General features: G+C 58.0%; 18 protein-coding genes. 9 read left to right on the top strand and 9 right to left on the bottom strand.

The features are described from left to right. Positions 1-18: 18 nt before the first annotated feature. From HA43_RS10180 to HA43_RS10195, 4 genes are all read right to left on the bottom strand, one after another. Positions 19-2,280, bottom strand: a complete 2,262-nt coding sequence (locus HA43_RS10180) for a xanthine dehydrogenase family protein molybdopterin-binding subunit (protein WP_094111599.1) — start codon at positions 2,278-2,280, stop codon at positions 19-21. A 12-nt stretch (positions 2,281-2,292) separates the two neighbouring features. Beyond that, positions 2,293-3,285 carry an FAD binding domain-containing protein gene (locus HA43_RS10185; RefSeq protein WP_094111600.1) on the bottom strand — a complete coding sequence of 331 codons (993 nt, stop codon included), beginning with the start codon at positions 3,283-3,285 and terminating at the stop codon, positions 2,293-2,295. Beyond that, positions 3,282-3,770, bottom strand: coding sequence for a (2Fe-2S)-binding protein (locus HA43_RS10190; protein WP_071668343.1), 489 nt, complete (start codon positions 3,768-3,770; stop codon positions 3,282-3,284). The genes HA43_RS10185 and HA43_RS10190 overlap by 4 nt, the downstream gene beginning before the upstream one ends. A gap of 185 nt (positions 3,771-3,955) precedes the next feature. Beyond that, the gene (locus HA43_RS10195) at positions 3,956-4,930 is read right to left on the bottom strand and encodes an XdhC family protein (RefSeq protein ID WP_040113498.1); all 975 of its coding nucleotides are present in this window, start codon (positions 4,928-4,930) and stop codon (positions 3,956-3,958) included. Positions 4,931-5,113: 183 nt separating this feature from the next. Between HA43_RS10195 and HA43_RS10200 the strand changes: the two genes are divergently transcribed. From HA43_RS10200 to mqo, 6 genes are all read left to right on the top strand, one after another. After that, complete coding sequence (locus HA43_RS10200; protein WP_094111601.1) at positions 5,114-5,446, top strand: gamma-glutamylcyclotransferase family protein; 333 nt, start codon at positions 5,114-5,116, stop codon at positions 5,444-5,446. 34 nt (positions 5,447-5,480) lie between these two features. Continuing rightward, the gene (locus HA43_RS10205; protein WP_094111602.1) at positions 5,481-6,266 is read left to right on the top strand and encodes an MBL fold metallo-hydrolase; all 786 of its coding nucleotides are present in this window, start codon (positions 5,481-5,483) and stop codon (positions 6,264-6,266) included. Between the two features lie 107 nt (positions 6,267-6,373). Further along, positions 6,374-7,174: a MetQ/NlpA family ABC transporter substrate-binding protein gene (locus HA43_RS10210; RefSeq protein ID WP_040113501.1), complete on the top strand. Its 801-nt coding sequence runs from the start codon at positions 6,374-6,376 to the stop codon at positions 7,172-7,174. Positions 7,175-7,388: 214 nt separating this feature from the next. After that, positions 7,389-9,257 carry a low affinity potassium transporter Kup gene (gene kup, locus HA43_RS10215; protein ID WP_094111603.1) on the top strand — a complete coding sequence of 623 codons (1,869 nt, stop codon included), beginning with the start codon at positions 7,389-7,391 and terminating at the stop codon, positions 9,255-9,257. A 226-nt stretch (positions 9,258-9,483) separates the two neighbouring features. Further along, positions 9,484-9,792: a YdgH/BhsA/McbA family protein gene (locus HA43_RS10220; protein ID WP_040113505.1), complete on the top strand. Its 309-nt coding sequence runs from the start codon at positions 9,484-9,486 to the stop codon at positions 9,790-9,792. Positions 9,793-10,087: 295 nt separating this feature from the next. Beyond that, the gene (mqo, locus tag HA43_RS10225) at positions 10,088-11,734 is read left to right on the top strand and encodes a malate dehydrogenase (quinone) (protein ID WP_094111604.1); all 1,647 of its coding nucleotides are present in this window, start codon (positions 10,088-10,090) and stop codon (positions 11,732-11,734) included. Between the two features lie 45 nt (positions 11,735-11,779). Here mqo and HA43_RS10230 read toward each other — a convergent pair whose 3' ends face one another. Then, positions 11,780-12,706: a LysR family transcriptional regulator gene (locus HA43_RS10230; RefSeq protein ID WP_040113507.1), complete on the bottom strand. Its 927-nt coding sequence runs from the start codon at positions 12,704-12,706 to the stop codon at positions 11,780-11,782. A 118-nt stretch (positions 12,707-12,824) separates the two neighbouring features. Between HA43_RS10230 and HA43_RS10235 the strand changes: the two genes are divergently transcribed. The 3 genes from HA43_RS10235 to HA43_RS10245 all read left to right on the top strand — a co-directional run bounded on the left by HA43_RS10235 (position 12,825) and on the right by HA43_RS10245 (position 17,526). Further along, on the top strand, positions 12,825-13,955 hold the full coding sequence (locus HA43_RS10235; RefSeq protein WP_094111605.1) for a M20 family metallopeptidase: 1,131 nt from the start codon (positions 12,825-12,827) through the stop codon (positions 13,953-13,955). Next, positions 13,952-15,346 (top strand): YfcC family protein, encoded by a 1,395-nt coding sequence (locus HA43_RS10240; protein WP_094111606.1) that lies wholly within the window; start codon positions 13,952-13,954, stop codon positions 15,344-15,346. Before HA43_RS10235 ends, HA43_RS10240 begins: the two co-directional genes overlap by 4 nt. 254 nt (positions 15,347-15,600) lie before the next feature. After that, a complete protein-coding gene (locus HA43_RS10245; protein WP_094111607.1) occupies positions 15,601-17,526 on the top strand; it encodes a methyl-accepting chemotaxis protein in 1,926 nt (641 codons plus the stop codon). A 97-nt stretch (positions 17,527-17,623) separates the two neighbouring features. Here HA43_RS10245 and HA43_RS10250 read toward each other — a convergent pair whose 3' ends face one another. From HA43_RS10250 to HA43_RS10270, 4 genes are all read right to left on the bottom strand, one after another. Further along, complete coding sequence (locus HA43_RS10250; protein ID WP_094111608.1) at positions 17,624-19,741, bottom strand: TonB-dependent siderophore receptor; 2,118 nt, start codon at positions 19,739-19,741, stop codon at positions 17,624-17,626. Between the two features lie 213 nt (positions 19,742-19,954). Further along, a complete protein-coding gene (locus HA43_RS10260; RefSeq protein ID WP_094111609.1) occupies positions 19,955-21,190 on the bottom strand; it encodes an MFS transporter in 1,236 nt (411 codons plus the stop codon). An 84-nt stretch (positions 21,191-21,274) separates the two neighbouring features. Further along, complete coding sequence (locus HA43_RS10265) at positions 21,275-23,629, bottom strand: GNAT family N-acetyltransferase (protein ID WP_094111610.1); 2,355 nt, start codon at positions 23,627-23,629, stop codon at positions 21,275-21,277. A gap of 1 nt (position 23,630) precedes the next feature. After that, entirely contained in the window at positions 23,631-24,923 is a 1,293-nt protein-coding gene (locus tag HA43_RS10270) for a lysine N(6)-hydroxylase/L-ornithine N(5)-oxygenase family protein (RefSeq protein WP_094111611.1), read from the bottom strand. Position 24,924 lies beyond the last annotated feature (1 nt).

Consider the following 24,924-nt stretch of genomic DNA (forward strand, 5'->3'; position numbering starts at 1 on the left):
TGACGCCGCCAGCCTGCATTAATCGATCAACTTCTCCAGGGAAAGCGGCAGATCGCGAATGCGCTTGCCGGTTGCGTGATAGACAGCGTTACTGATAGCCGCAGCCATGCCGACAATACCCAGTTCGCCCACCGCTTTGCCGCCCATCAGCGTGGCGTGATGATCCGGTTCACCCACGTCGATAGTGATAATCTCCGGCACGTCAGCGTTGACCGCAATCAGATAGTCAGCGAGATTATTGTTCACGATGCGGGCGTTACGCGGATCGACCGCTCCACCCTCCAGCAGCGCCTGCCCGAGCCCCATCACCATTCCGCCAATCCACTGGCTGCGTGCAAGTTTGGGGTTGTAGAGCCTTCCGCTGTCAAAGGCAGAGACCATACGTCTGACGCGCACCGTACCGAAATCCTCGTCAACGCGCACTTCAACAAACTGGGCACCCCAGCTGTGTGAAGAAAATTCTTCCGGCGTGGTCATTCTCGACATCGAGTGCACCGCTTTATCACGCTCCTCTGCACTTTCGTCCGGCTTAAAGGTACCGTCCGTTACCGCCAGCGTCTCTTCACCGCTCAGCCGCACCAGATCGCCCAGCGATACCGCCCGCTCCGGCTGACCTTTCAGGCACACGCCTCCTGCGCAGAGCGTCAGCTGCTCAGCGTCGGTCTGCGGGAACGGCGCATCGGAAGAAGCGCCTGCCAGCGCGTAGAGCCGGTCACGCAGCGCCACCGCCGTCTTATGCACGGCACCGGTCAGGTTGCCGGCCAGCTGCGAACCGCCCGCCACGCCGGCACGCGGCAGCCGGGTATCACCCAGTTCAACTTTAATGCGGGTAGAGTCAAGACAGAGCACTTCTGCCGCTGTCTGCGCCAGAATGGTGTAGGTTCCGGTGCCGATATCAGCACCTGCACTCTGCACCACCAGCTCACCCTGACTGTTGAGGATCAGGCGCGCCTCAGCCGGGGCTTTGTTTACCGGATAGGTTGCCGTTGCCATGCCCCAGCCTATCAGCTCGCGGCCTTCGCGCATTGAGCGCGGTGCCATAGTGCGATCTTTCCAGCCGAACGCTTCAGCCGCTGCGCTGTAAGCCTCTTTCAGACGGCGCGTACTCCACGGCAGATTTTCCTGCGGATCCTGTTCTGCATAGTTGCGCAGACGCAGCTCCAGCGGATCGATACCCAGCGCATAGGCCATCTCATCCATCGCCACCTCAAGTCCGAACGCGCTCGGGTTCTCACCGGGCGCACGCATCCAGCCTGGCGTAACGGTGTTGATAGCAGCCACATAATGACGCGAATAGACGTTTGGCACATCGTAGATACGTCCGGTGACTTTGTTCGTCCCTTCCACGAACGTGTCAATGAGCGAGGTATCGCTCAGTCCTTCATGCAGGATCGCCAGCAGTTTTCCATCCTGTGCGGCACCCATCTCAATAGTCTGCTGCGTCGCCGGACGACCGCCCAGTCCGGTAAAGGTCTGCGGGCGCGACAGCGCCACTTTCACCGGACGCGTCAGCGCGCGCGATGCCACGCAGGCCAGCGCCACATGGGTATAGGGCACGGGTTTTGATCCAAAACCGCCGCCCACATAGGGAGAAATCACCCGAACCTGCTGCTGCTCAATGCCGAGCCATTCAGCTATTTCAGTCTGTGCTCCCATCACCCACTGGCTTGGCTCCCATACCGTGAGCGCATTATCCTGCCATGAGGCGATGCAGGCGTGCGGTTCCATCGGCATGTTATATTCACGCGGTGTGGCGTAGCAGCTTTTGATTTTCACTTCTGCCTGCGCCATCGCCTGCTGCGCATTACCCATTTCAACGGTAGCGCTCTCCTGGCGCTCTGCTGCCGGATCGTCCATCCAGACCAGCGGCTTCGCTTCCTCATAGCGCACTTTCACGAGGCTGGCAGCCCAGGTCGCCTGCTCAAACGTTTCTGCCACCACCAGCCCGATGTTCTGACCGTTATGAATGATTTTGTCATCCTGCAGCGGTGTGTAGGTAGACTGCGCCGCGCCGCCGTCAGCAATGGCGGTGGGCTTGTTGATCTTCAGCGGATTGAGATGGGTATAAATCGCCACTACGCCAGGCTGCTGTTCCGCCTCTGCGGTGTCAATATCCATCATCCGGCCGCTGGCGATAGTGGACTGCACCACCACGCCATACAGCATATTCTCAGGCTGATACTCCGCCGCATAGCGCGCGGCGCCGGTGACTTTCACCACACCGTCGCCCCGACTGCGTCCGGCACCGAGTGCCTGATAGTTCTGTTCCTGCTTGTCCATACAATTTCCCCGTTACGCCTTGCCGCCAGCCTGAAGTAGTGCACGTGCAATCACGCGCGGTGTCAGCACTTTTTTGTGCTGATTCTGCGGCAGGGTTTTCGCATCCTGCACGATACGCTCTGCGGCACGACGCAGCGTCTGTTCATCAAACGGCTGGCCGCGCAGCGCCCCTTCCACCTGCTGCGCCCGCCAGGGTTTTGTCGCCACGCCGCCGACGGCGATACGCACGTCGCGGATCCGGTCGCCATCCAGCTCAATACCGACGGCAGCGCTGGCGGCAGCAAACTCATACGAGCTGCGATCGCGCACCTTCAGGTAGTGTGAATGTTTCAGCGCGGCGGTGCGCGGCAGTTCCACCGCGATAATCATCTCATCGCTGGCGAGATCGTGCTCGAGATGCGGCGTATCGCCGGGCAGCAGATAGAACTGATCGATCGGGATACGGCGCTCCCGCTGTGTGGCATTGCGCACGATAACCACGGCATCAAAGGCGGTCAGTGCGACAGCCAGATCGCCCGGATAAACCGCAATACAGCTGTCACTGGTACCCAGAATGGCGTGGTTGCCGTTAATGCCCTCCAGCGCGGCGCAGCCCGAGCCCGGATTGCGCTTATTACAGGCGCTGAACGTATGCGGATCGCGGAAGTAAACGCAGCGGGTACGCTGCAGCAGGTTGCCGCCGATGGTGGCCATGTTACGCAGCTGCGGCGACGCCGCCTGCCACAGGCTGTGATAAATCGCCGGCGCTTCACGCTGACACTCTGCGTGATGCTCCAGTTCACTCATGCGCGTCAGCGCGCCAATGCGCAGGCTGTCAGAGCTGAACGCAATTTCCCGCATCTCCTGCAGGCCGCTGATATCCACCAGCGCTGCAGGCTGTTCCACGTCACATTTCATTAAGTCAATCTGCGTGGTGCCCCCTGCCAGAAACCGGCTGCTGGCACGCTGCTTCTGCTGCAGCGCCTGTTCAGGGCTGCTCGCCGCAAGGTAGTCAAACGGATTCATCGCGCCTCCGAACTGAGATCGGCGGCGGCCTGCTGAATAGCGTCGACGATATTAGGATAAGCACCGCAGCGGCAAAGATTACCGCTCATATATTCCCGGATCTCATCGGCAGATCCGGCATGTCCTTCGGCAATGCAGGCGGCGGCAGACATGATCTGCCCCGGCGTGCAGTAGCCGCACTGAAACGCGTCATGCTCCAGAAAACGCGCCTGAACCGGATGCAGCGTGCCATCAGGTCGCGCCAGACCTTCAATAGTGGTGACCTGCTGCCCGTTGGCCTGTACAGCCAGCGTCAGGCAGCTCAGCACCCGCTTGCCATTGATATGCACGGTACAGGCGCCGCACTGGCCCTGATCGCAGCCCTTTTTTGTACCGGTCAGCGTCAGGTGTTCACGCAGCGCGTCCAGCAGCGTCACGCGCGGGTCGACGCTAAGTTCAATGGGCTGCCCATTGACTTCGAGGTGCAGTTGTATGTTTTCTGACATGGCTCATTTCCAATAGTGAAAGAATCGATCGGGATGCGCGTTTAGGATCTCTTAATAGCGTGCGCACCCGCTAAGTCTAGACGCTGAGCGCATTTCGGAAGGCGTTGTCAGAAAAAAGGACAAACTTTGTGAGGGATTAGCGCAAAAATGCCATAGCGCAAAGGGCTATGGCTGCCGGAACGGGCTTACTGGCGTGCTGCAAGGCCATTTTTATGGCGCACAATGTCCGCCATAATCGATAGTGCGATTTCTGCCGGCGTTTTGCTGCCAATATCCAGCCCCACCGGCGCGTGAATGCGCGTCAGCTGCTCAGGGGTCAGTCCGGCGATCTCCGCCAGACGCGACAGCCGCCGGCTGCTGTTGCGCTTCGAGCCCATCGCGCCGAGGTAAAATGCCGGCAGCATCACCGCTTCCATCATCGTCAGGTCATCGATTCGCGGATCGTGGGTCAGTGACAGAATCGCCGTTGCGCTGTGACACCCCTCACGCTCCAGATAACGGGCCGGAAAACAGCGTATAATCCGCACGCCAGCCTGTAACTCCGCACCCATATTCTCCAGCACCTCATCGCGATGCTCGCAGACCAGCGTCTCAAACCCCAGCGCCTGCGCAAAGTTGGCGCAGTAAATGCCTACGCTGGAGAGACCGGCGATAATCAGGCGCGGCGGCGCAGAGAGCGTCAGCGTAACCTGGTTGCCAGTAATGTGCGCTGCGGTCTGCTGCGTATAGGGGTGCGTCTCTATGCCGGCGCAGGGGTGCGGCAGCAGCAGCGTTTTACTGATGGCTTCGGCCCGAACCAGCGCATCGTGCATCTGACGCAGATAGTGAATGGATGCCGCTCCCTGCGGCAGCTTTTCCACCAGAATATCCAGCACGCCGCCGCATGGCAGTGCCCGGTCAGGCGTCAGCCCGCCATCGCCATAGCGCACAACAGCGCTCGCCTCGCTGAAAGCATCTGCTGCTATGCGCTGGCGAAAATCCTCCTCCACACAGCCGCCGGAGAGCGAGCCGCAGAAGTGTCCATCGGCGCGGATCGCCATCATGGCGCCCGGCGGACGCGGCGAGGAGCCAAAGGTGCTCAGTACGGTACAAAGCCATACCGGATGTGCTTCTGCCCAGTGCTGCGCGGTTTCAAGAACCTGCACATCAAGGTGATACATGAATTGCTCCGTCGTAATGTCCCCCTTTTTTACCTGCAGGGACCTGAATCTTCCTATGAGTAAATGTCACATTTGGCGTTTCGTCTAATCGGCGCGGAATTTTTCCCGCCCGTGACGTTTACCGGCCCCGCCCGCTGCGTCACAATAGCCGGTTCGTATAACGCAACCCTTTACAGGAGTGGTATGAAACCTCTGTTTGTCTACGGTACGCTGCAGCCCGGGCACGATAACGCCTGGCTTCTGGAGCAGATAGGCGGCGAGTGGCTGGCCGGCAGCGTCAGCGGCACCTATTATGCGCGGGGCTGGGGCGCTGCCGCGGACTTTCCCGGCGTGGTGCTCTCACCGGAGGGCGCGCGCGTACCGGGCTATCTGTTTTTCTCGCCGCATCTCGACGCGCACTGGCCGATGCTCGACGCGTTTGAAGAGGGATACGATCGCGTGCCCGTAACCGTGACCACCCATCGGGGTGAGCAGATTAGCGCCTGGGTTTACGAGCTGCAGCCCGCGACAGAGTAACTATCCTTATCGGATCAGCTGATAAGGAGAGATTATGATTACGCTCTGTACTGCCTGCGGCACCTCTTACGCCGAACCGGCTCCCCGGCGCTGTCCCGTCTGTGAAGATGAGCGCCAGTTTATTCCGCCAGGCGGACAGCGCTGGATAGCCCAGGCGGATTTACGCGCCGCACATACCAACCGATGGCAGCAGCACCTGCCCGGACTGCTTTCGCTGCAGAGCGTGCCGGCATTTGGTATTAACCAGCGCGCTTTTCTGCTCTGCACCCCGCACGGCAATATTCTCTGGGACTGCATCGCTCATCTGGATGACGCCACCGAAACGCTGATCCATGCGCTGGGAGGCGTGCAGGCGATCGCTATCTCCCATCCCCACTACTACACCACGATGCAGGACTGGGCCGCCGCTTTCAGCGCCCCCGTCTGGCTGCACGCCAGCGACAGAGAGTGGATCATGCGCGACAGCCCGTGGATCCGGTTATGGCAGGAGGAGGAGCATGACCTGCTGCCAGGCGTTACGCTGCTGCGTCTTGGCGGGCACTTTGCCGGCGGCACGGTGCTGCACTGGCAGCGCGATTCGGGCGTGATGCTGAGTGGCGATATTTTGCAGGTGACGCCGGGCGCGGATGCCGTGTCGTTTATGTGGAGCTATCCCAACATGCTGCCGCTCTCTGCCCGGGTGGTGCGCGACATGATGCAGCGGTTGCAGAACCGGCATTTTGCCCAGCTTTACGGCGCATTTGACGGCCGTGAGATCCTGCAGGATGCCGATAGCGCCGTCGCACGTTCCGCGCAGCGCTATCTCAACTGCCTGAAGTAGCGCATAACTTATGCAGTAAAAGCATAAGCCACCTGTTAATTATGGATGTACAGACGTCTGGACGCATATTATAGTCCGGGACTGACAAGAATAAGGATGCTGCAAACATGAAAAAACATTTACTGACCGCGCTGCTGGCCGCTTCTGTTACGCTGCTTAGCGCCTGCGACAATAATAACGACGAAAAAATCAAAGTTGCGATCAACAGCGGCCCGGATGAACAGCTCTGGCAGACAGTGAAGCAGGTCGCCCATGACAAATATAAGCTGGATGTTGAGGTGATTGCGTTTAACGATTATGTGCAGCCCAACGAGGCGCTCTACAATAAAGACGTGGATGCAAACGCCTTCCAGAGTCTGCCCTATCTTGAGATGCAGTCAAAAGAGCGCGGTTATAAATTTGCGGTAATCACCAATACCTTTGTATTCCCGATTGCCGGCTACTCCCGCAAAATTAAAAGCCTGAACGAACTGCCGGATGGCGCGACGATCACGCTGTCAAATGAAGCCACCACGCTGGGTCGCAGCCTGCTGCTGCTGCAGGCGCAGGGCCTGATTAAAGTGAAACCTGAAGCGGGTCTGCTGCCTACCACGCTGGATATCACTGCTAATCCTAAAAAGCTGAAGTTTGTTGAAGTTGATACGCCGCAGCTGGCACGCACGCTGGACGATCCGCAGGTCTATCTTTCCATCATCAATAACAACTTTGCGGCACTGGTAAATCTCTCCGCCTCACGCGACGGTATGTTTATGGAAGGTAAAGCATCGCCATACGTCAATGCCATTGTGGCGCGTGAAGATAATAAAGAGAGTGCGAACGTGCAGAAACTGAAAGAGGCCTTCCGCTCGCAGCCGGTACTGGATAAAGCCAACGAGATTTATAAAGGCGATATTATCAAAGGCTGGTAAGCCTGAACCGCATGCCGCCCTGACGGGCGGCTTTTTTATGGCTGTTAAACGCGCAGCGATATAAAAAACGCGTAAAAATTTGCGCTCCCGGCGTAAAAATGGTGTGTAAATATTCGCCACCCTCTCCCTGCCTGCGCCGAAAACCGCTATCTTCGCCGCTATAACTCCGGCGCTGAAGAGACCGCGCCTCTCTGTTAACCTGAGCAGGAAATTCATGAAACACCCGCACAAAGCCTCGCTGCCTGCCGGCATGCTGGCTGCTGCCGGTATCGTCTTTGGTGATATCGGGACCAGCCCGCTTTATACCCTGAAAGAGTGCCTGTCGATTCTGCCCGACGGCAGCGTCACACCGGCTGCCGTCATGGGCTTTTTATCGCTCATCTTCTGGGCGCTGACGCTGATTGTTACCCTGAAGTATGTCTGTTTCGTCATGCGCGCGGATGATGACGGAGAGGGAGGCATCCTGACGCTGATGGCGCTGGCGCGACGCGGCGTCAGCAGCAAAGCGGGGCACGCTGTGATGCTGGCCGGTCTCATCGGCGGCGCGTTCTTTTATGGTGACGGGGTGATCACCCCGGCGATTTCGGTGCTCTCCGCCATTGAAGGCATTGAAGTGGTTTCACCGGCGCTGGAGCGGTTTGTGGTCCCGCTGGCGCTGGTTATTCTGACGCTGCTGTTTGTCATTCAGCGCCAGGGCACTGAAAAGGTCAGCCGCATATTCGGGCCGGTAATGTTTGTCTGGTTTGCCGCCATTGCGCTGCTCGGCGTACGCGGCATTTTGCTTAACCCGCAGGTGCTTCAGGCGCTGAGTCCGCACTATGCGCTCGACTTTTTGCTGAGCCACTCTGCGCTGTCGCTGGCGGCGCTCGGCATGGTGGTGCTGGCCGTCACCGGTGCCGAGGCGCTCTATGCTGACATGGGGCATCTGGGTAAAACCCCTATCCGCCTCGCCTGGCTGGTTATCGCTATGCCGGCGCTGGTGCTTAACTATTTTGGTCAGGGCGCACTGGTGATGGCGAACAGCGCCGCGATCAGTAATCCCTTTTACCTGCTGGCGCCGTCGTGGGGGCAGATCCCGCTGATTGTGCTCTCGACGCTGGCAACGGTTATCGCCGCGCAGGCAGTGATTTCGGGCGTCTATACGCTGACGCATCAGGCGATACGGCAGGGCTTTCTGCCGCCGATGCGCATTATCTTTACCTCGCATACCGAGTCAGGTCAGATCTACATTCCGGTCGTGAACTGGCTGCTGTTTACCGCCGTGATGCTGGTGGTAGTGGCCTTTCGTGAGTCGTCGGCGCTCTCCTCTGCTTACGGCATTGTCGTGACCGGTACAATGGTGATCACCGCCGGGCTGGCAGGCGTGGTGGCGCAACGCAACTGGCGCTGGCCGCTGCCGCTGGCGGGGCTGTTCCTGCTGATGATGCTGTGCATCGACGTGCCGCTGTTTATCGCAAACCTGATGAAGCTGCTGTCAGGCGGCTGGATCCCGGTGCTGCTGGCGCTGACCATGATGGCGCTGATGCTTATCTGGAGCAGCGAGCGCAACCGGCTGATCCGGCGTCTCGACAGCAGTCAGGCCAGCCTGCTGGCGCTGGTCAGCTCGCTGGAAAAAAGCCCGCCCAGCCGCGTGGAGGGCACCGCCGTGTTTCTGGCGCGTAAAGAGTTTGAGATCCCGCAGGCGCTGCTGCACAACCTTAAACATAACCGCGTGCTGCACCGTCGCGTCGTGCTGCTGCATATCCGCACCGTCGACACGCCGCGCGTGCATAACCAGCAGCGTATAACGCTGACGCCGCTTTCCGCCTCCTTCTGGCAGGTCACTGCCGCCTATGGCTGGCGTGAAACGCCGTCGATGGCTGAGATCCTGCACCTGTGCGGGCTGGAGGGCTTTGGCTGCTCGGTCAATGAAGCGTCTTTCTTTACTTCCCACGACACGCTGGTGATGAAACAGCGTCGTGGTCTGGCGCGCCTGCGCGGCGGCATTTTTCACTTTTGCCAGCGCAATGCGCTGCGCGCTCATGAACAGTTTCATATCCCGCCCAACCGCGTCATTGAACTGGGTGGTCAGCGCGAGTTTTGATCGGGTAAGTGCACCAAAACACAGCATAAACCTGTAAGCAGATGCAACCAGGTTGCTGTAAGAGTGACAAAGTTGTGGCAGAATTTTTCTTAACAACTTATTAGCAATTAAAGCTAAACCAGACGGCGCGGCAGAGTGTTTAGTCACTCTGTCGCCCGCGCTTTTTAAGCCGGGCAGAAAAATGCATAACGAACCCATATCGTGCAATTCTCTCAGGAGCAGGCCTATGAAAGCGTTAATCAATGATGTTATCTCTATTTTTACCCCGCAGGATATTCAGCCGGTGCTGGTGCGTGCCGATCTGACGCCACAGCAGATCGCTTCGCTGCGCCCCACCAGCGTAACCAGCGTGAGCTGGGCAACCTCAATGGAAGATCTGACCGATGCGGTGGTTAAAAAGACGCTGGCCGCCGGGGCGGCGGGATATCATATCAGTGATGTGGAGTCGCATGAGCCGGCGCATGACGGGCACCCGGTGCTGGCGGCGAAAGCGACGCTCTATCACACCGGTGATGAGATTGCGCTAAACGGCTAACGCTCTGCGCCTGCTGAATAACCGGCGGGCGCAATTATCCGCACTTTTATTTGCTTTAAGTTCAGCCTGTGGTTATAAAGAATAACCGCGCAACAGAAGCGGTTATCCTGCTGATATTGACATCGCCTCTCCCGCCTTATTTGCTGCTTATTTAACCTGAATATAATTATGTAACTTAATTAATCCGCGTAAATAGTTAAATAACTAAAAACAGGTTAATCTTTCCGTAACAATATTTTAATTTGCCATCCGAATTTTTAACGTTCATCTGCATTGAATAAAGAACAGGACTGGCATGAATCAGACCAAAAAAATTGTGTCCGCGCTTTCGCTGACCGCACTGCTTGTTTCTTCAGCGGTTCACGCTGAGAACGCACCAGAAAAAACCGACGTGCTGCTGATTGGCGGCGGGATCATGAGTGCCTCTCTGGGCACCTGGCTGCAGGAGCTGCAACCGGGCTGGAAACAGCTGATGGTTGAGCGTCTCGACGGCGTGGCGATGGAGTCGTCCAATGGCTGGAACAATGCCGGTACCGGTCACTCTGCTAACATGGAGCTGAACTACACGCCAGAGCGTGCAGACGGTTCAATCGACGTTAGCAAAGCGCTGGAGATCAACGAATCATTCATGATCACCCGCCAGTTCCTGACCAGCCAGGTTGAGCGCGGTGTGCTGCACGATCCGCGTTCGTTCATCAACTCTACGCCGCACATGAGCTTTGTCTGGGGTGATAAGAACGTTGAGTATCTGACTAAACGTTACGCCGCGCTGCAGAAAACCACCCTGTTCCAGGGCATGAAGTTCTCAACCGACCACAAGCAGATTGAGCAGTGGGCACCGCTGGTGATGGAAGGCCGCGATCCGGCACAGAAAGTTGCTGCGACCTGGACACCGGTCGGTACTGACGTCAACTACGGTGAAATTACCCGTCAGCTGATCGGCAGCCTGAAAAAAGATCAGAACTTCACGCTGGAAACGTCGTCTGAAGTGACCGATTTCAAACGTAACGGTGATAACTCCTGGCACGTCACGATTAAAGATGTGAAGAGCGGTAAAGATCGCAGCGTTGATGCGAAGTATGTCTTTATCGGTGCCGGCGGCGCGGCCATCAAGCTGTTGCAGAAAACCGGCATTCCGGAAGCGGATAATTACGGCGGTTTCCCGGTAGGCGGCTCATTCCTGATGACCGAAAACCCGGAGATCACCAGCCGTCACCTGCAGAAAGTGTATGGTCAGGCTTCCGTAGGTGCACCGCCGATGTCGGTTCCGCATATCGATGCGCGTAACCTCGACGGTAAAAAAGTGGTGCTGTTCGGGCCGTTCGCCACCTTCTCAACCAAATACCTGAAAAATGGTTCGCTGTTCGATCTGCTGAGCGCGACCACCACCAGCAACGTTATGCCGATGACCCACGTGGGTATCGATAACTTTGACCTGGTGAAATATCTGATTGGTCAGGTGATGCTGAACGATGACGACCGCTTTGCCGCGCTGAAAGAGTACTATCCGAACGCGCGTAAAGAGGACTGGAAACTGATCCAGGCGGGTCAGCGCGTACAGATCATCAAGAAAGATGCGGACAAAGGCGGCGTGCTGAAACTCGGTACAGAAATTGTCACCGATCAGCAGAAAACCGTGGCGGCCCTGCTGGGCGCGTCACCGGGTGCTTCAACTGCTGCGCCTATCACTCTGAACGTAATGAAATCGCTGTTTCCGCAGCAGTTTGCTTCACCGGAGTGGCAGGAAAAAATCCGTACTATCGTGCCGAGCTTTGGCCAGAAACTGAATGGCAATACCGCGCTGACGCAGCAGGTGTGGGATAACACCGCGTCTGTACTCCAGCTGACCAAACCACCTGTCATCAATATGAGCGAGCAGCAGGCCGCGCCGATGCAGGCTAAGCCGCGCGAAGAATCTGCTAAACAGGATGTGGCGCTCTAATCGCGACCAGCCCTGAATCCCGAGCCGGACACTGTCCGGCTTTTTTTATGCCGGTAATCCGTTAGCGGAGCGCGCAAAATAGCTGTTGAGCAGACGCCAGAGATAGTGCGCAGCGGGCGTCATGCGGTGATCGGCGCTGTGCAGCAGTTGACACTGACTCTCGCGCGCAATGCGGTGATCGAGCGGTATCGCGACCAGCCGATCGCAATCGTGAATGCTTCTCAGCGTCTGCGGCGTCATAAACGCCACGCCCTGCCCGGCCAGCGCCAGAGAAACGGCGCTGGTAAACAGGTTACAGCTACAGGCGGGCGTAAAGATGAGTCCTTCACTCCTGAACATGGCATTCAGATAGCGCTGGAGACCAAACTGCTCATCCATGCCGATGAGCCGGTGCTCAGCCAGCTGTGACAGCGTAACTTTATCCAGCGCGGCCAGCGGATGTGAGGGGGGCACGACCGCACAGATCGGACCGCGCCTGAAGCTGTTACAGCGGAGTCCGGGCGGGCCGGAGGGGCCAAAACTCACCGCCATATCCACCTCACCTTTTGCCAGCAGCGTCAGCGTGGTCTGCATATCTCCCGACTGAATATTCACAAAAACCGCCGGGTAAGCCTGAGAGAACTCGGCAATAACGTGACGGATCACTTCGTCTGCCATCCCCTGGCCCACGCGCAGCGTAACGCTGCCGCCGCGCATATGGCGCATATCCTGCAGCTGCCGCTCCAGCTGACGGCGGCGCTGACTGGTCAGCGCATAATCCTCTGCCAGCAGTTTACCCGCATCGGTCAGGACCACATTTCTGCCGCGTCGTTCCAGCAGCGGCAGCTGCAGCGCGCGCTCCAGCTGCGCCAGCTGGCGGCTGATGGCGGAAGCATTGACGCCCAGCGCATCTGCAGCGCGGCGGATCCCGCCGTGCATTCCGACCTCATACAGGTAGCTTATCGATTTTTCGGGATAGCTGGATAATGTCATACTTTCCGCTTATCTGTTGACCTGAAAGCAACAATAATAGCCGGAAGGGCTTATTTTTCTGTAGCATTTTTTCTGCGCATACTGCCTGTGCAAACCCGACAGACAGGAAAACTATAAAATGAAAGCGATTACTCTTTATCTGGAACAGCATGCCGCAGATATTCTGGCGGACATAAAAACGCTGGTGGCGGCTGAATCTCCCTCTGATGACAAATCTGCCGTTGACGCCTGCGGTGAAGTGCTGCAGCAGCTATTTCAGCAGCGTCTTAACGTGCGGGCGGAAATAACACCGCAGCAGCACTATGGTAATAACCTGAAATTTTCGCTGGGCGGACAAACGCCGCAGAGCACCATTATTGGCCATTTCGATACCGTCTGGAATAAAGGCGAGCTTACGCTGCGTGAAGAAGAGGGACGCCTGTACGGCCCCGGCATTCTCGATATGAAAGCGGGCCTGGTGCAGGCGATCTGGGCAGTACGCGCACTGCAGCAGCTTGATCTGCCAGGCTGGCAAAATGTGGTGTTTCTCTGCAACAGTGATGAGGAGCTGGGCAGCCCCGGTTCGCAGCAGTGGATTGAAACCCACGCCCGGGGCTCCGCCCAGGTCTTGGTTGTCGAGCCAGCGGTAGCGGGCAGCGGCGCGCTGAAGGTCGCCCGCAAAGGCACCGGCCGCTATGACCTTACGCTGACCGGCCTGGCGGCGCACGCCGGCAACAATCCGGAAGAAGGTGCCAGCGCGGTGCTGGAGATGGCGCAGCAGATTCTGGCGCTGCACGCGCTCAACGCGCCCGAACGTGGCACTACGGTCAACGTCGGCGTTGCCAGCGGCGGCAGCCGGGCGAACGTGGTGGCGGATCGCGCGCGTCTGGAAGTGGATACGCGCGTCACCTCTGAAGAGGAGGCGGCCCGCCTGCACGCGGCAATTATGCAGCTCCAGCCGCATGACCCGCGCGTGACCCTGCATATCAGCGGTGAACAGGGGCGCCCGCCCATGCGCCAGAGCGCGGCATCACGCGCACTGTTTGCCCGCGCGGCGCACATCGGTCGTCAGCTGGGCCTGACGCTGGAAGGCGCCTCCGTGGGCGGCGGCAGCGACGGCAACTTTACCGCCGCACTCGGGCTGCCCACGCTGGATGGGCTGGGCGCCACCGGTGCCGGTATTCACGCGCGGCATGAGCATATTATTGTTGCGGAGGTGGTGCAGCGTACGGCGCTGCTGGCTGGCCTGCTGAGCGGAGAGACGCCATGACACAGATATCGCTGGAAAAACCGGACAGGGCTGTGCGCCCGCGGGAGGGCCTCAGCCCCTACCTGCTGCTGTTTATTATTCTGGCGCTGGCCGCCGTGGCGACCTGGATTATACCGGCGGGCGTCTACGATTATGAGACGCGCGACGGCATTAAGTTTGCCGTCAAAGAGAGTCTGCATGCGGTGCCGCAGAGCGGTGTGCTGCCGCTGGAGATCTTTATGGCGATCGCTGCGGGCATGGTTAAACAGGCCCCCATTATCTTTCTGATCCTGTTTACCGGAGGCGTACTGGCGGTAATCGAGAAAACCGGGGCGATAGCGACGGCTCTGCAGGCGCTGTCGCGCAGCAGCACGCTGAGTGATACGCGCATCATCATTATTTTCGCCGTGATTTTCTCGCTGCTCGGCACCACCGGCGTGGTCGTCAATGCGGTGGTCGCCTTTGTGCCGATCGGACTGCTGGTGGGGCGCTCACTCGGACTCTCCCCTATGCTTGGGGCCTCGCTGGTCTATCTGACCTGCGCCGCCGGATATAATGTCGCGATCCTGAATCCGGCCACCACCGGGCTGACGCAGCATCTGGCGCAGCTGCCGCTGTTCTCCGGCATGCTGCTGCGCGCCCTGACCTGCCTGCTGTTTGTGGTCAGCGCCGCGCTTTATCTGATCCACGCCGTGCGCCGTGCGCGTAAAAACGGTGAGTGCCGGCCCGCTATGTCTGCCGCTGCGGAGAGTATTGCTCCGGTAACCGGACGACATAAGCTGATTCTGGCGACCACGGCGCTGGCGCTGCTGCTCTTTATTGCCGGTACGGTGCGCTATCACTGGGGCACCCGTGAGATGTCAGCGATGTTTATTCTGCTGACTATTATCGTCGGACTGATGGGCCGTCTCTCAGGATCGGACATTGCCAACACCTTCCTGGCAGGCTGCGCCACGCTGGTCAAAGGGGCGTTTATCGTGGGGATGGCCGCTGCCATTTCACTGGTGCTGCAGCAGGGCAATGTCCTCGACCCGATCGTCGGATTTCTTTCCGATCTGCTGGAGCCGGTGCCCGCCTGGCTGGCAACGATTGGCATGTTTATCAGCGCCGCACTGATCCACTTTGGTATCTCATCCGGCTCGGGAGAATCGGCGCTTCTGATCCCTATTTTCTCACCGCTGGGCGATAACCTTGGCCTGACGCGCCAGGTGATGGTGCAGTCGGTACTGCTGGGTGAAGGGATCGTCAACTGTATGAGCCCGACGTCCGGCGTGCTGATGGCGGTGCTCGCCACGGCAGGCGTTTCATTCGGTCAGTGGCTGCGCTTTGTTGCCCCGGTCATCGCAATCTGGTTTGTGATCTGTGTGGTGATGCTGCTGACAGGGGTCGCTATCAACTGGGGGCCGTTCTGACCCGACGCTTTTCAGGCAGCGCCGCCTGATACCAGGCGCTGCCGTATCCGGTGGCGGGGATCCGCTTATTTAGCGCGATCCTGTTTTCCCCGACGCCATATTGTTCTGGATCATCATTTATTTATTTATAAAAAGACGAACGTTAAAAATAGATATCAAGCTTCTGTGAGCCGTGACGATAGTAAATTGACGGCAGAGCACGCGTTCCGCCTCCCTCTGACCTGCATTTCATTATCTCACTAAAGGTGAATTTTATGGGCCTTGCTCACTCCCTCTCAAATATTAAAATCGGAAAGAAACTGGGAGCCGGTTTTATTATCGTGATAGCCGCCTCACTGGCAATCACTGTTATCGCATTTGATTGTTTTCGCAGCATTAAAGATAACTCAGCCCGGCGCACCGTGACGGTTGAGATGGTGAATACGCTCAGTAAAGCACGGCTGAATCGCACTCTGTATCAGTACACGAAAGATGAGCAGTTTGCCGTGCGGAACGTTAAGGCGCTGAAAGAATTTACCGCGCTTTATCAGCGTCTGGAAAGCTTTAGCTGGAACGCAGAGGGGCTGCAGAAAGTGAACCAGCTGGGTGAACTGATGCACAGCTATCAGGATCAGCGCGAAAAATTTATTGCCGCCGCTAAAGAAACCACCGCGGCCTTCAGTGCAATTACGCCTGCCGCGCTGATTAAGCTGGCACATCAGCTGGAGTCGCTGAATCGCGGCCTGACGCCAGAGACCGCGCCGCCGGTTATGCAGCTTACGGCGACCCTCTACGATACCGCTAATATTGAAGAGAACTTCCTGAAAAATCCCGGCGAAACCAGCAGAGACGCCATAGCGGATAAATTTATCACCATCACCACCCTGACCGAACTGCTCGACAGTTTTAATCAGGGGGATATCACTACCGCAACGCAGGCCGTGCTGGCCGCGGTCAATCAGCAGCGCCCCGCCCTGGCGCCCTACCTGAACGCTTTTAACAGCGAGAAAAGTGAATCCATCATCCTGACGGGCGCGGCGGAGCGGCTGAATGCGGGCGTGGCAGATATGTTCAGCTATCAGTCGCAGCTTTCTGCCTCGTTTATCAAAGGCGCTGAGTGGCGCATCGCTATCGCTGCCGCGATCTGCGTGGTGCTGAGCCTGCTGATTGCCTGGCGCATTACGCGCAGCATTACGCACCCGCTGCGTGAAACGCTCAGCGCGGCGCAGCGCATTGCCGCAGGCGATCTGAGCACGTCGCTGAAAACCACCCGTGGCGATGAGCTGGGAGAGCTGATGCAGGCGGTTGACAGCATGAACCATAGCCTGCAGACGATTATCGCTAACGTGCGCAGCGGCGTCAGCAGCGTGGCGCGCGCCTCCGCAGAGATTGCCGCCGGCAATACCGATCTCTCTTCCCGCACCGAGCAGCAGAGTGCTGCCGTGGTGCAGACCGCCGCGAGTATGGAACAGCTGACCTCTACGGTGAAGCAGAACGCTGAGAATGCGCATCACGCCAGCCAGCTGGCGGCCGACGCCTCCGGCAATGCTGGCCGCGGCGGCGAGATTGTTCGCGACGTGATCGCTACCATGAGCGGTATCAGTCAGAGCTCCGGTAAAATTGGTGAAATCATCAATGTCATCAACAGTATCTCGTTCCAGACCAATATCCTGGCGCTGAACGCAGCGGTTGAAGCGGCGCGGGCCGGAGAACAGGGACGCGGTTTTGCCGTGGTAGCGGGCGAAGTCAGAAACCTGGCGCAGCGCAGCTCCGTGGCGGCAAAAGAGATTGAGACGCTGATCCGTGAGTCACTGGATCGCGTCAGCGACGGCTCGGCGCTGGTGGATCGTGCCGGTACGACAATGAATGATATTGTGCAGTCGGTGACGCAGGTGCGCGACATTATGGGTGAGATTGCCGCCGCCTCTGATGAACAGAACCGGGGCATTTCGCAGATTGCGCAGGCGATGTCGGAGATGGATACCACCACCCAGCAGAATGCGGCTCTCGTTGAGGAGTCTTCAGCCGCAGCAAGCTCGCTGGAGTCGCAGGCGATTGAACTGGAGAAAACCGTGGCCATCTTCCGTCTTTCAGCGGAACAGGAAAATGCCGCCCGGGTTGCTGCCAGGCCAGTGCTGACGCCGTCGCCGGCTAAACCCCGGCCTGTGGCCACAGCGGACGCCAGCTGGGAAAGCTTTTAACCCGCGCTGACCAGAAAAAAGCCCGTAAGCGGATAAACCAGCTTACGGGCTGTATGTTTGCCGGCGTCAGGCTGTACGCCGGCAGCGTATTATCCGATCAGAAATCGTAACCCACGGTCGCGACAATTGAGCGCTCAGCGCCCCAGTAGCAGTAGCCCGTGCCGTAGCAGGCGGCGACATATTCCCGGTCGGTGAGGTTATTGGCATTAACCTGTACATAAGCCCCTTTCAGCTGGCTGTTCCAGGCACCGAGATCGGCGCGGACCGACGCGTCAAACAGAGTGGCAGAAGGCAGGCGCCGGGTATTTTCATTATCAGCCCACTGTTTGCCGATGTAACGCACGCCGGCACCCACGCTCAGACCATAGTCAAACTGATATTTACTCCAGAGCGAAGCCATAGAGTTGGGGGTGACATATGGCGTGTGGCCATCGTTGCCATCCACCGAATCTTTATACCGTACGTGACTGAGGGTGTAGTTAGCGATGGTGCTGAGACGCGGCGTCAGCTGGGTATGCGCCTCCAGCTCCAGCCCCTGTGAATGCACTTTACCGGCAGGCACAAAATAAGAACCCTGCACAATACGGTTGCCGACATCTTTCTGCGTAAGATCGTACACCGCTGCGGTGTAGAGATCGGAGGTCCCCGGCGGCTGATATTTCACGCCCGCTTCATACTGCTCTGCGGTAGTGGGTTTCAGCAGGTTGCCGTTCTGGCCCGAGAGCGACTGCGGCGTAATAGCCTGGCTGTAACTCACATAAGGTGAGACACCGTTGTCAAACGCATAAAGCAGCGCGGCACGCCCGCCCACGTGGTCATCCTGACGCCGGTTTTTGGTTGCCCGATCGTAATTTTCGGTCTGCGACACAATACGATCATAGCGGCCCGACAGATCAAGATGCCACTTATCCCAGACCATCTCATCCTGCAGGTAGACGCCGGTCTGATAGTAGTAGCGCTGCGAGCGGGTGAAATTGAACACGTCGTTGGCGCCCACTGAAGCCCCGGTCCGCGCATTCAGCTGGCTGGCGTAGCCGCTTGCGTCATGCAGGTCATTTTTATACTGGTGATATTCCGCGCCCAGCACCACTTTATGGTCTAGTGCGCCGGTGGCGAAATCTGCTTCCAGCTGATTATCGATCGCGTACGCTTTCAGCGATGAGCGCGAGCCGGAGTAGTAGCGGTTCAGCAGATCTGAACTGTTCCCTGTCCAGCCGATTTGATACACCTGATCGAGATCGACGTTTGAGTGAGAGTAGCTGGCATTAGAGCGGAACGCCCAGGTGTCATTAAAGCGGTGGGCAAATTCGGCGCTGTAGATCTGCTCGCGGCGTTTGAACTGGTCGAGTGAGCTCTGGCCGTCGTAGAAGCCATTGCTCAGCTTATAGCCGTTGTGTTCGGTGATGCTGCCCTCACCCGGCACCGCGCTGTGGTAGCCGCCTGACGGATCTTTCTGCAGATAGGCGCGCAGCAGCAGCGAGGTATCTTCCGACGGCTGCCAGAGCAGCGAGGGTGAAATCGCATATTTCTCCTCCCGCGTGTGTTCGTACTGGGTATCGCTGTTGCGCGTAATACCGGTCAGGCGGAACGCCAGCTGATCGTTCAGCGCATCGGTGTAGTCAAAGGCGGCTGAGCTGATGTTGTTGTTACCCGCCGAGAGACGGAAATGCCCTTCCTGCCGGAACTGCGGACGTTTTGACGTCTCCATCACCAGCCCGCCCGGCACCGTCTGACCATAAAGCGCAGATGAAGGACCTTTAATCACATCGATACGCTCCAGGAACCAGGGATCAACCTGCAGCACGTTATAGCTGCCGGGATCGCTCATGAGTCGCAGGCCATCCAGGAAGACATTGTCGACATCGCCACCGTGGAAGCCGCGCAGTGATACCGTATCGTAACGCGACGCCGCACCGGCGAAGTTTGTAAAGGCGCCTGCGGTATAATTCAGCGCCTGATTTACGCTCATCGCGCCCTGATCTTCCATCTGCTGACGCGTCACCACTGAAACGGCCTGACCGGTAGTGATCAGCGGGCGATCGGTTTTAGTCGCGCCCTGGCTGGTTTTCGCCGTATAGCCGGTGGTGGGAGTCGTAGCCGTTTCAGCCGGCTGCGCGGTGACAACCAGAGTCTCAGCTGCATACAGCAGCGGTGATGCAGATAATGCGACGGAGCAGAACAGAACAGAACGCTTCAGAGTAAAAGGCACTCGCATGGTTAATTCCCTTAAAAACACGCAGTTCTCTCCGGTGCAGCCGGAGAGCCGATGGATGCCAGAGGCAATGGTAATGCTAATATTAATGAGAATTATTATCTTTTTGATAGTGGCATTTCAAGATGTGTCTGCAGTTAAATTTTCTGCCGGAAACCGGTTAAAAAGTGGGGGAATGGCTGAAAAGCGAGCCGCAGCTCGCTTTAGATAAATGCGTCAGGCCTGCTGCAGCGCGGGCTGCCGCCGCCGGTTTTCACGCAGAAATGCGCGGATCAGCCCCAGCCAGAGCAATCCGCAGGCCAGATTAATCAGGCTAAAGCCGGTACTGTAAAAGCTGAAATAGGCGTATTTTGCCGCTTCAATGCCGAGTGCAAAAATCAGAATTGTTACCATACCCACCATCGCTGCCACGCTGCCCTTGCCCGCCTGGCTGGAAAAAAGCGTCATACGATAGAGTCCGGCATTAACCAGTCCGGTGCCAAAACCGTAAAGGCTGAGGCCGGCGGTCAGCCACAGATAGCTGTGCCGATCGGCTATGGTCGCGACTGCCGCCAGCGCAAGACCCGCTACCACCGGCCAGGCTCCCAGCTGCAGCGGTCGCTGGATCGGCAGCCGGCTGCTGAGGCGCCCCAGCGTCAGGTTACCGGCGATCATCGCCAGAAACACCGGCAGCTGCAGCAGCGCATACTCCATACGGCTCAGGCCGGCATCGTGCATCAGAATAACCGGCGACAGCGCTACCCAGGCGAGGCAGGGAATGGTCACCAGGCCGATTGCCAGCGAGCCGCGCATAACCTGGCGATCGCGCAGCAGCTGCCAGTAACCCCTGCCCAGCGCGCCGGGTGAGATCGAGCGCGTACGATCCCCTGCGGTTTCCGGCATAGTGCACCACAGGCCCAGCAGGGCCAGCGCCGTCACGCCGCCGAAGAGCCAGAACAGGGTGCGCCAGTCGCTGATAGTCAGAAAAGCGGCCCCGGCCAGCGGCCCGGCCAGCGGAGCCAGCAGCGCGACGTTTGCCATCAGCGCCATGATCTTCACGCTCAGCGCTTCACTGAACGCCTCCTGAATAGCGGCGTAGCCTACAGAGCCGATAAAGCACAGGCTGACTCCCTGCAGAAAGCGCAGCAGTACGAACTGCTCAATGCTCTGCACCCAGTGAGTGGCAATGCAGGTCAGCATAAAAAAAGCGACGCCGCTAAGCAGCACCGGACGCCGCCCGATGCGATCGGAAAGCGGCCCCAGCAGCCACTGCAGCATCATACCGCCGATCAGATAGGCGGTTAGCGAAGCGGAAACCCACTCAGGTCCGGCACCAAACTCCTCAGTGACCAGCAGCATGCCGGGCTGGATCATGTCATGCGCGATATAGGTGGCGAATTCAAACAGTACCAGCGAGAGCGGAAAAATTATGCGGCGGCGCGTGAGCTGCGACACCGGTTCATACAGGGCCATTACCGATCCTTACCCGTTGCAGAATGATAAAAAACGCGGTTGCCGGAGCAACCGCGTCACAGATGTCAGCCAGCGAACGCCTTATCAGCGCCAGCGGGCAATCGGGTTATCCAGCGTACCGGCAAACTTGAGATTTTCCGCCGGGTCGGTGAGGTTAATCATCTGCTGATTATTCGCCAGCTGCAGCCGGTTAAGGCAGGAGCGGGTAAACGCCGGGGTAAACATATCAAAGCGTGCAAATTTAGCTGCCAGCTGCGGATGCGCCTGCTGATACTCTTTCACGCACTGCGCTACCGCCTGCCAGAACTGATCCTGCGACAGCGTACCGGCGTCGTGCAGAATGGCGCTGATAAAGCGGAAAATGCAGTCGAATACGTCGGTAAAAATCGACAGTAACTTGAGATCGTCCGGCACATCCACTGCCAGTCGGCTCACTTTTTCCGGCAGCTGCGCGTCCGGATCCATGACGGCAATCTCTTCACCAATATCTTTCATGTAGGCGCTGACCGGCACATTATTCTCCAGCAGCACGATCAGGTTTTCGCCGTGGGGCATAAACACTAAATCGTGCTGGTAGAAGCAGTGCAGCAGCGGGCTGAGATAGCAGTTCAGATAGCGCGCCACCCACTCTTTTGCCGGCAGGCCTGAGTCAGCGATCAGCGCTGGTAACAGCGCCTGCTGGTGGTGATCAACATGCAGGAGTGCGGCCATCGTCATCAGACGCTGACCCGGCTGCAGGCGGGCTGCCGGATTATCCCGCCACAGCGCAGCAAACATCTTTTTATAGGCGGAATCGCCGCTGATGGCCTGCTCGTAGTAACGGTTGTGATAGCCCACCGCCGCAACCTCCCGCAAAATACGGAAATCACAGCGCTGCAGCCACGCATCCCTGCTGACCAGCTGTTCCAGCCACTCGTTAATCGCGGGCGTGGTCGCCATATAATAGGGTGAGAGACCGCGCATAAAGCCCATGTTAAGCACCGACAGCGCGGTTTTGACGTAGCGCTTCGCGGGCTGACTGCGGTTAAAGAAGGTGCGGATCGATTGCTGCGCCTGATAGCGATCGTCGCCCTCGCCGAGCCAGACGATATCCTGCTGAGCAATATCGGCCGCGAATACTGTCAGCAGTTTGTTTTGCCACTGCCACGGATGCACCGGCATCAGGATATACTCATCCGCATTCAGCCCGCGCGCGCTCAGCTGCTCTGTAAACCGCGCCAGAGTCTCCGCGCCCAGCTCATCACGCATCAGCTGCTCATAACTCAGCGTACTCAGACTGGAAAAATGGGCGTTGCGCTGATGTACCGCAACCCAGATAAGCTGGACCGGTGCGGCGGCCTCTGGCGCAAAAGCGAGATAATCGCGGGCGTCAAAACCAATGCGGCCATTATTGGCGACAAAACAGGGGTGCCCCTCGGTCATTGCCGCCTCAATGGTCTGGAAATCAGCGTGCACCAGAGCCTGCGCATCTGGATTCTGCTTCTGCAGCTTATAGACGCTGCTGCTGAGCGTGCTGCTGATCTCTTCCATATAGGTTGCCAGCAGCGCCTGCGGAATGCCGATTTGCTGATTAAACTCCACGATAAACTGCAGCGCATCCAGCGTCAGCGGCCGGCCATTTTCCTGCTTCAGCAGTGACGCGGCGTCAATATTCCAGTGGTCCAGCGCCAGACGTTCTGCGCGGAACTGATAATGTGCTTCGCCGCCCGGTACGGCCAGCGTATAGCAGCCTGCGCCGTTTTCAACGGGCGTAACCAGCTTTTCGTGGGCAAACTCGCTTATCGCTTTGCGGATCAGCATCCGGTTTGCCTGTGCCCAGTTATCGCCCGTAAGGTGGGATCCTGTCAGCAGCGCAGAGGGGGTGTTCATGGTCAAAATATCCTGCTCCAGAGCCTGTTGATAATCTTCCCGCTGGCAAAACGCCAGCCAGGCGGTTTTATGCCCGAGATCGAGCGTGTGCTGATAGCGAAAGCCGGCCCGTTTATTCAGCCGGTGAATTTTCTCATTGCGTACGTCAGGCTCCACCACCACGCGTCCGACCTGCGGCAGACTGAACAGGTATCCCATGGCAACGGTAAAGACCTGCCAGCTGAACTGCGGAATGGGTGTGCTGGCGGGCGCAATCAGAATATGCATCCCGTAATCATCGGGCGCGGCCGGATAGAACCGTCCGATTTCATCCTCGCTGGCGCGGTAGCACTCCATCAGAAACACCGGCTGCCCTTCACAGCAGCCAATCAGGGCGGCGTGGGGATTATTTGCGGTCAGCCCGTGATAAAAAGCGGCGACCTGCTCCAGGGTGTCGTTCTGCATGCCCCAGAAGCGGGCGTAGTCGCGCGTTACCCAGCTGTGGATCAGTGCGGCATCGGCGGCCTGCATCGGGCGCAGGCTAAAGGTGCCTGCCGGTCGCTGAACGCGGTAAATCATCTCTGTGCTCATGTCAGCGCTCCGTCTGTGCCGGGAAAGTCTGAAACGCGATCTGCCGCTCTACCGGATAAACTTCGCGTCCGGTAATTTCGCGTAAAATAACGGAGTTGCGATAGCAGGCCATGCCGAGATCCGGCGTCACAAAACCGTGCGTATGCAGCTCTGCGTTTTGCACAAAGATTTGATTGTGATGATCGATGCTGTAATTACGCTGCACATCGTAGCGCCCCTGCTCGTCCCAGCGCAGCCGCTGACTGATGCCTTCGATAAACATCGGCGGACGGTAGTGATAGCCGGTTGCCATCACCAGCCCTTCGGTACGACGGGTAAAGGCGCACTCCTGCTCCTGCTGCCAGAGCGAGAGTTCAAACTCCCCTGCCGGCAGCCAGCGCAGATCGGTCAGCGCTGAGTGTGTGAAGAGATTGACGTCGAGCGGGCCGTCGAGCTGTTTGACGTACATCAGATCATAAATATCGTTGATCAGGCTGCTGTTGATACCTTTATAGAGATTCTTGTGGTCTGCATTCAGCCGGTCGCGCTTCGCCGGCGGCAGCGCATGAAAATAGTCCACCCACTCCGGTGAGGTCATCTCCAGCGTCAGCTTGGTGTACTCCAGCGGATAGAAGCGCGGCGCACGGGTGATCCAGTTCAGCTGATAATCAAACCGGTCGATATCGCTGAGCAGGTCATAGTAAATTTCAGCCGCGCTCTGACCGCTGCCCAGCACGGTGACAGACCGCTTCTGCTGCAGCTCTGCTTTGTTTTTCAGATAGTCGCTGGAGTGCGTAATACGCTGACGATGCGGCTGACTGCACTCCGGGAGCCAGGCCACCGGACCGGTGCCGAGGATCAGATGACGCGTCAGCCACTCTTCGGTCGCGCCGCTCTGACTATTCACCGCCTGAACGCGATAAACCGCCCGCTCCGCATCATAACTTACGTACTCCACGTGACGGTTCCAGCGCAGGTTACTGAGGCGCTCGCAGGCCCACTGGCAATACTGGTTATACTCTTTACGCATCAGGAAAAAATCTTCCCGGATGTAGAATGAGTAGAGTTTTCCTTTCTCTTTCATGTAATTCAGCAGGCTGTAAGGGCTGGTGGGGTCAGCCAGCGTCACCAGGTCGGCCATAAATGGCGTCTGCAGGTGTGCGCTTTCCAGCATCATGCCGGTGTGCCAGTCAAAACCCGCATTCTGATCGAGAAATACGCCGTTGAGTCTCTCTACCGGTTCGCTGAGACAGGCCAGTCCAAGGTTGAACGGGCCGATACCGATGCCTATAAAATCGTAAACGGTGTTATTCATA

It is taken from the genome of Pantoea eucrina, from assembly GCF_002095385.1.
In the GTDB taxonomy this organism is placed as follows: domain Bacteria; phylum Pseudomonadota; class Gammaproteobacteria; order Enterobacterales; family Enterobacteriaceae; genus Pantoea; species Pantoea eucrina.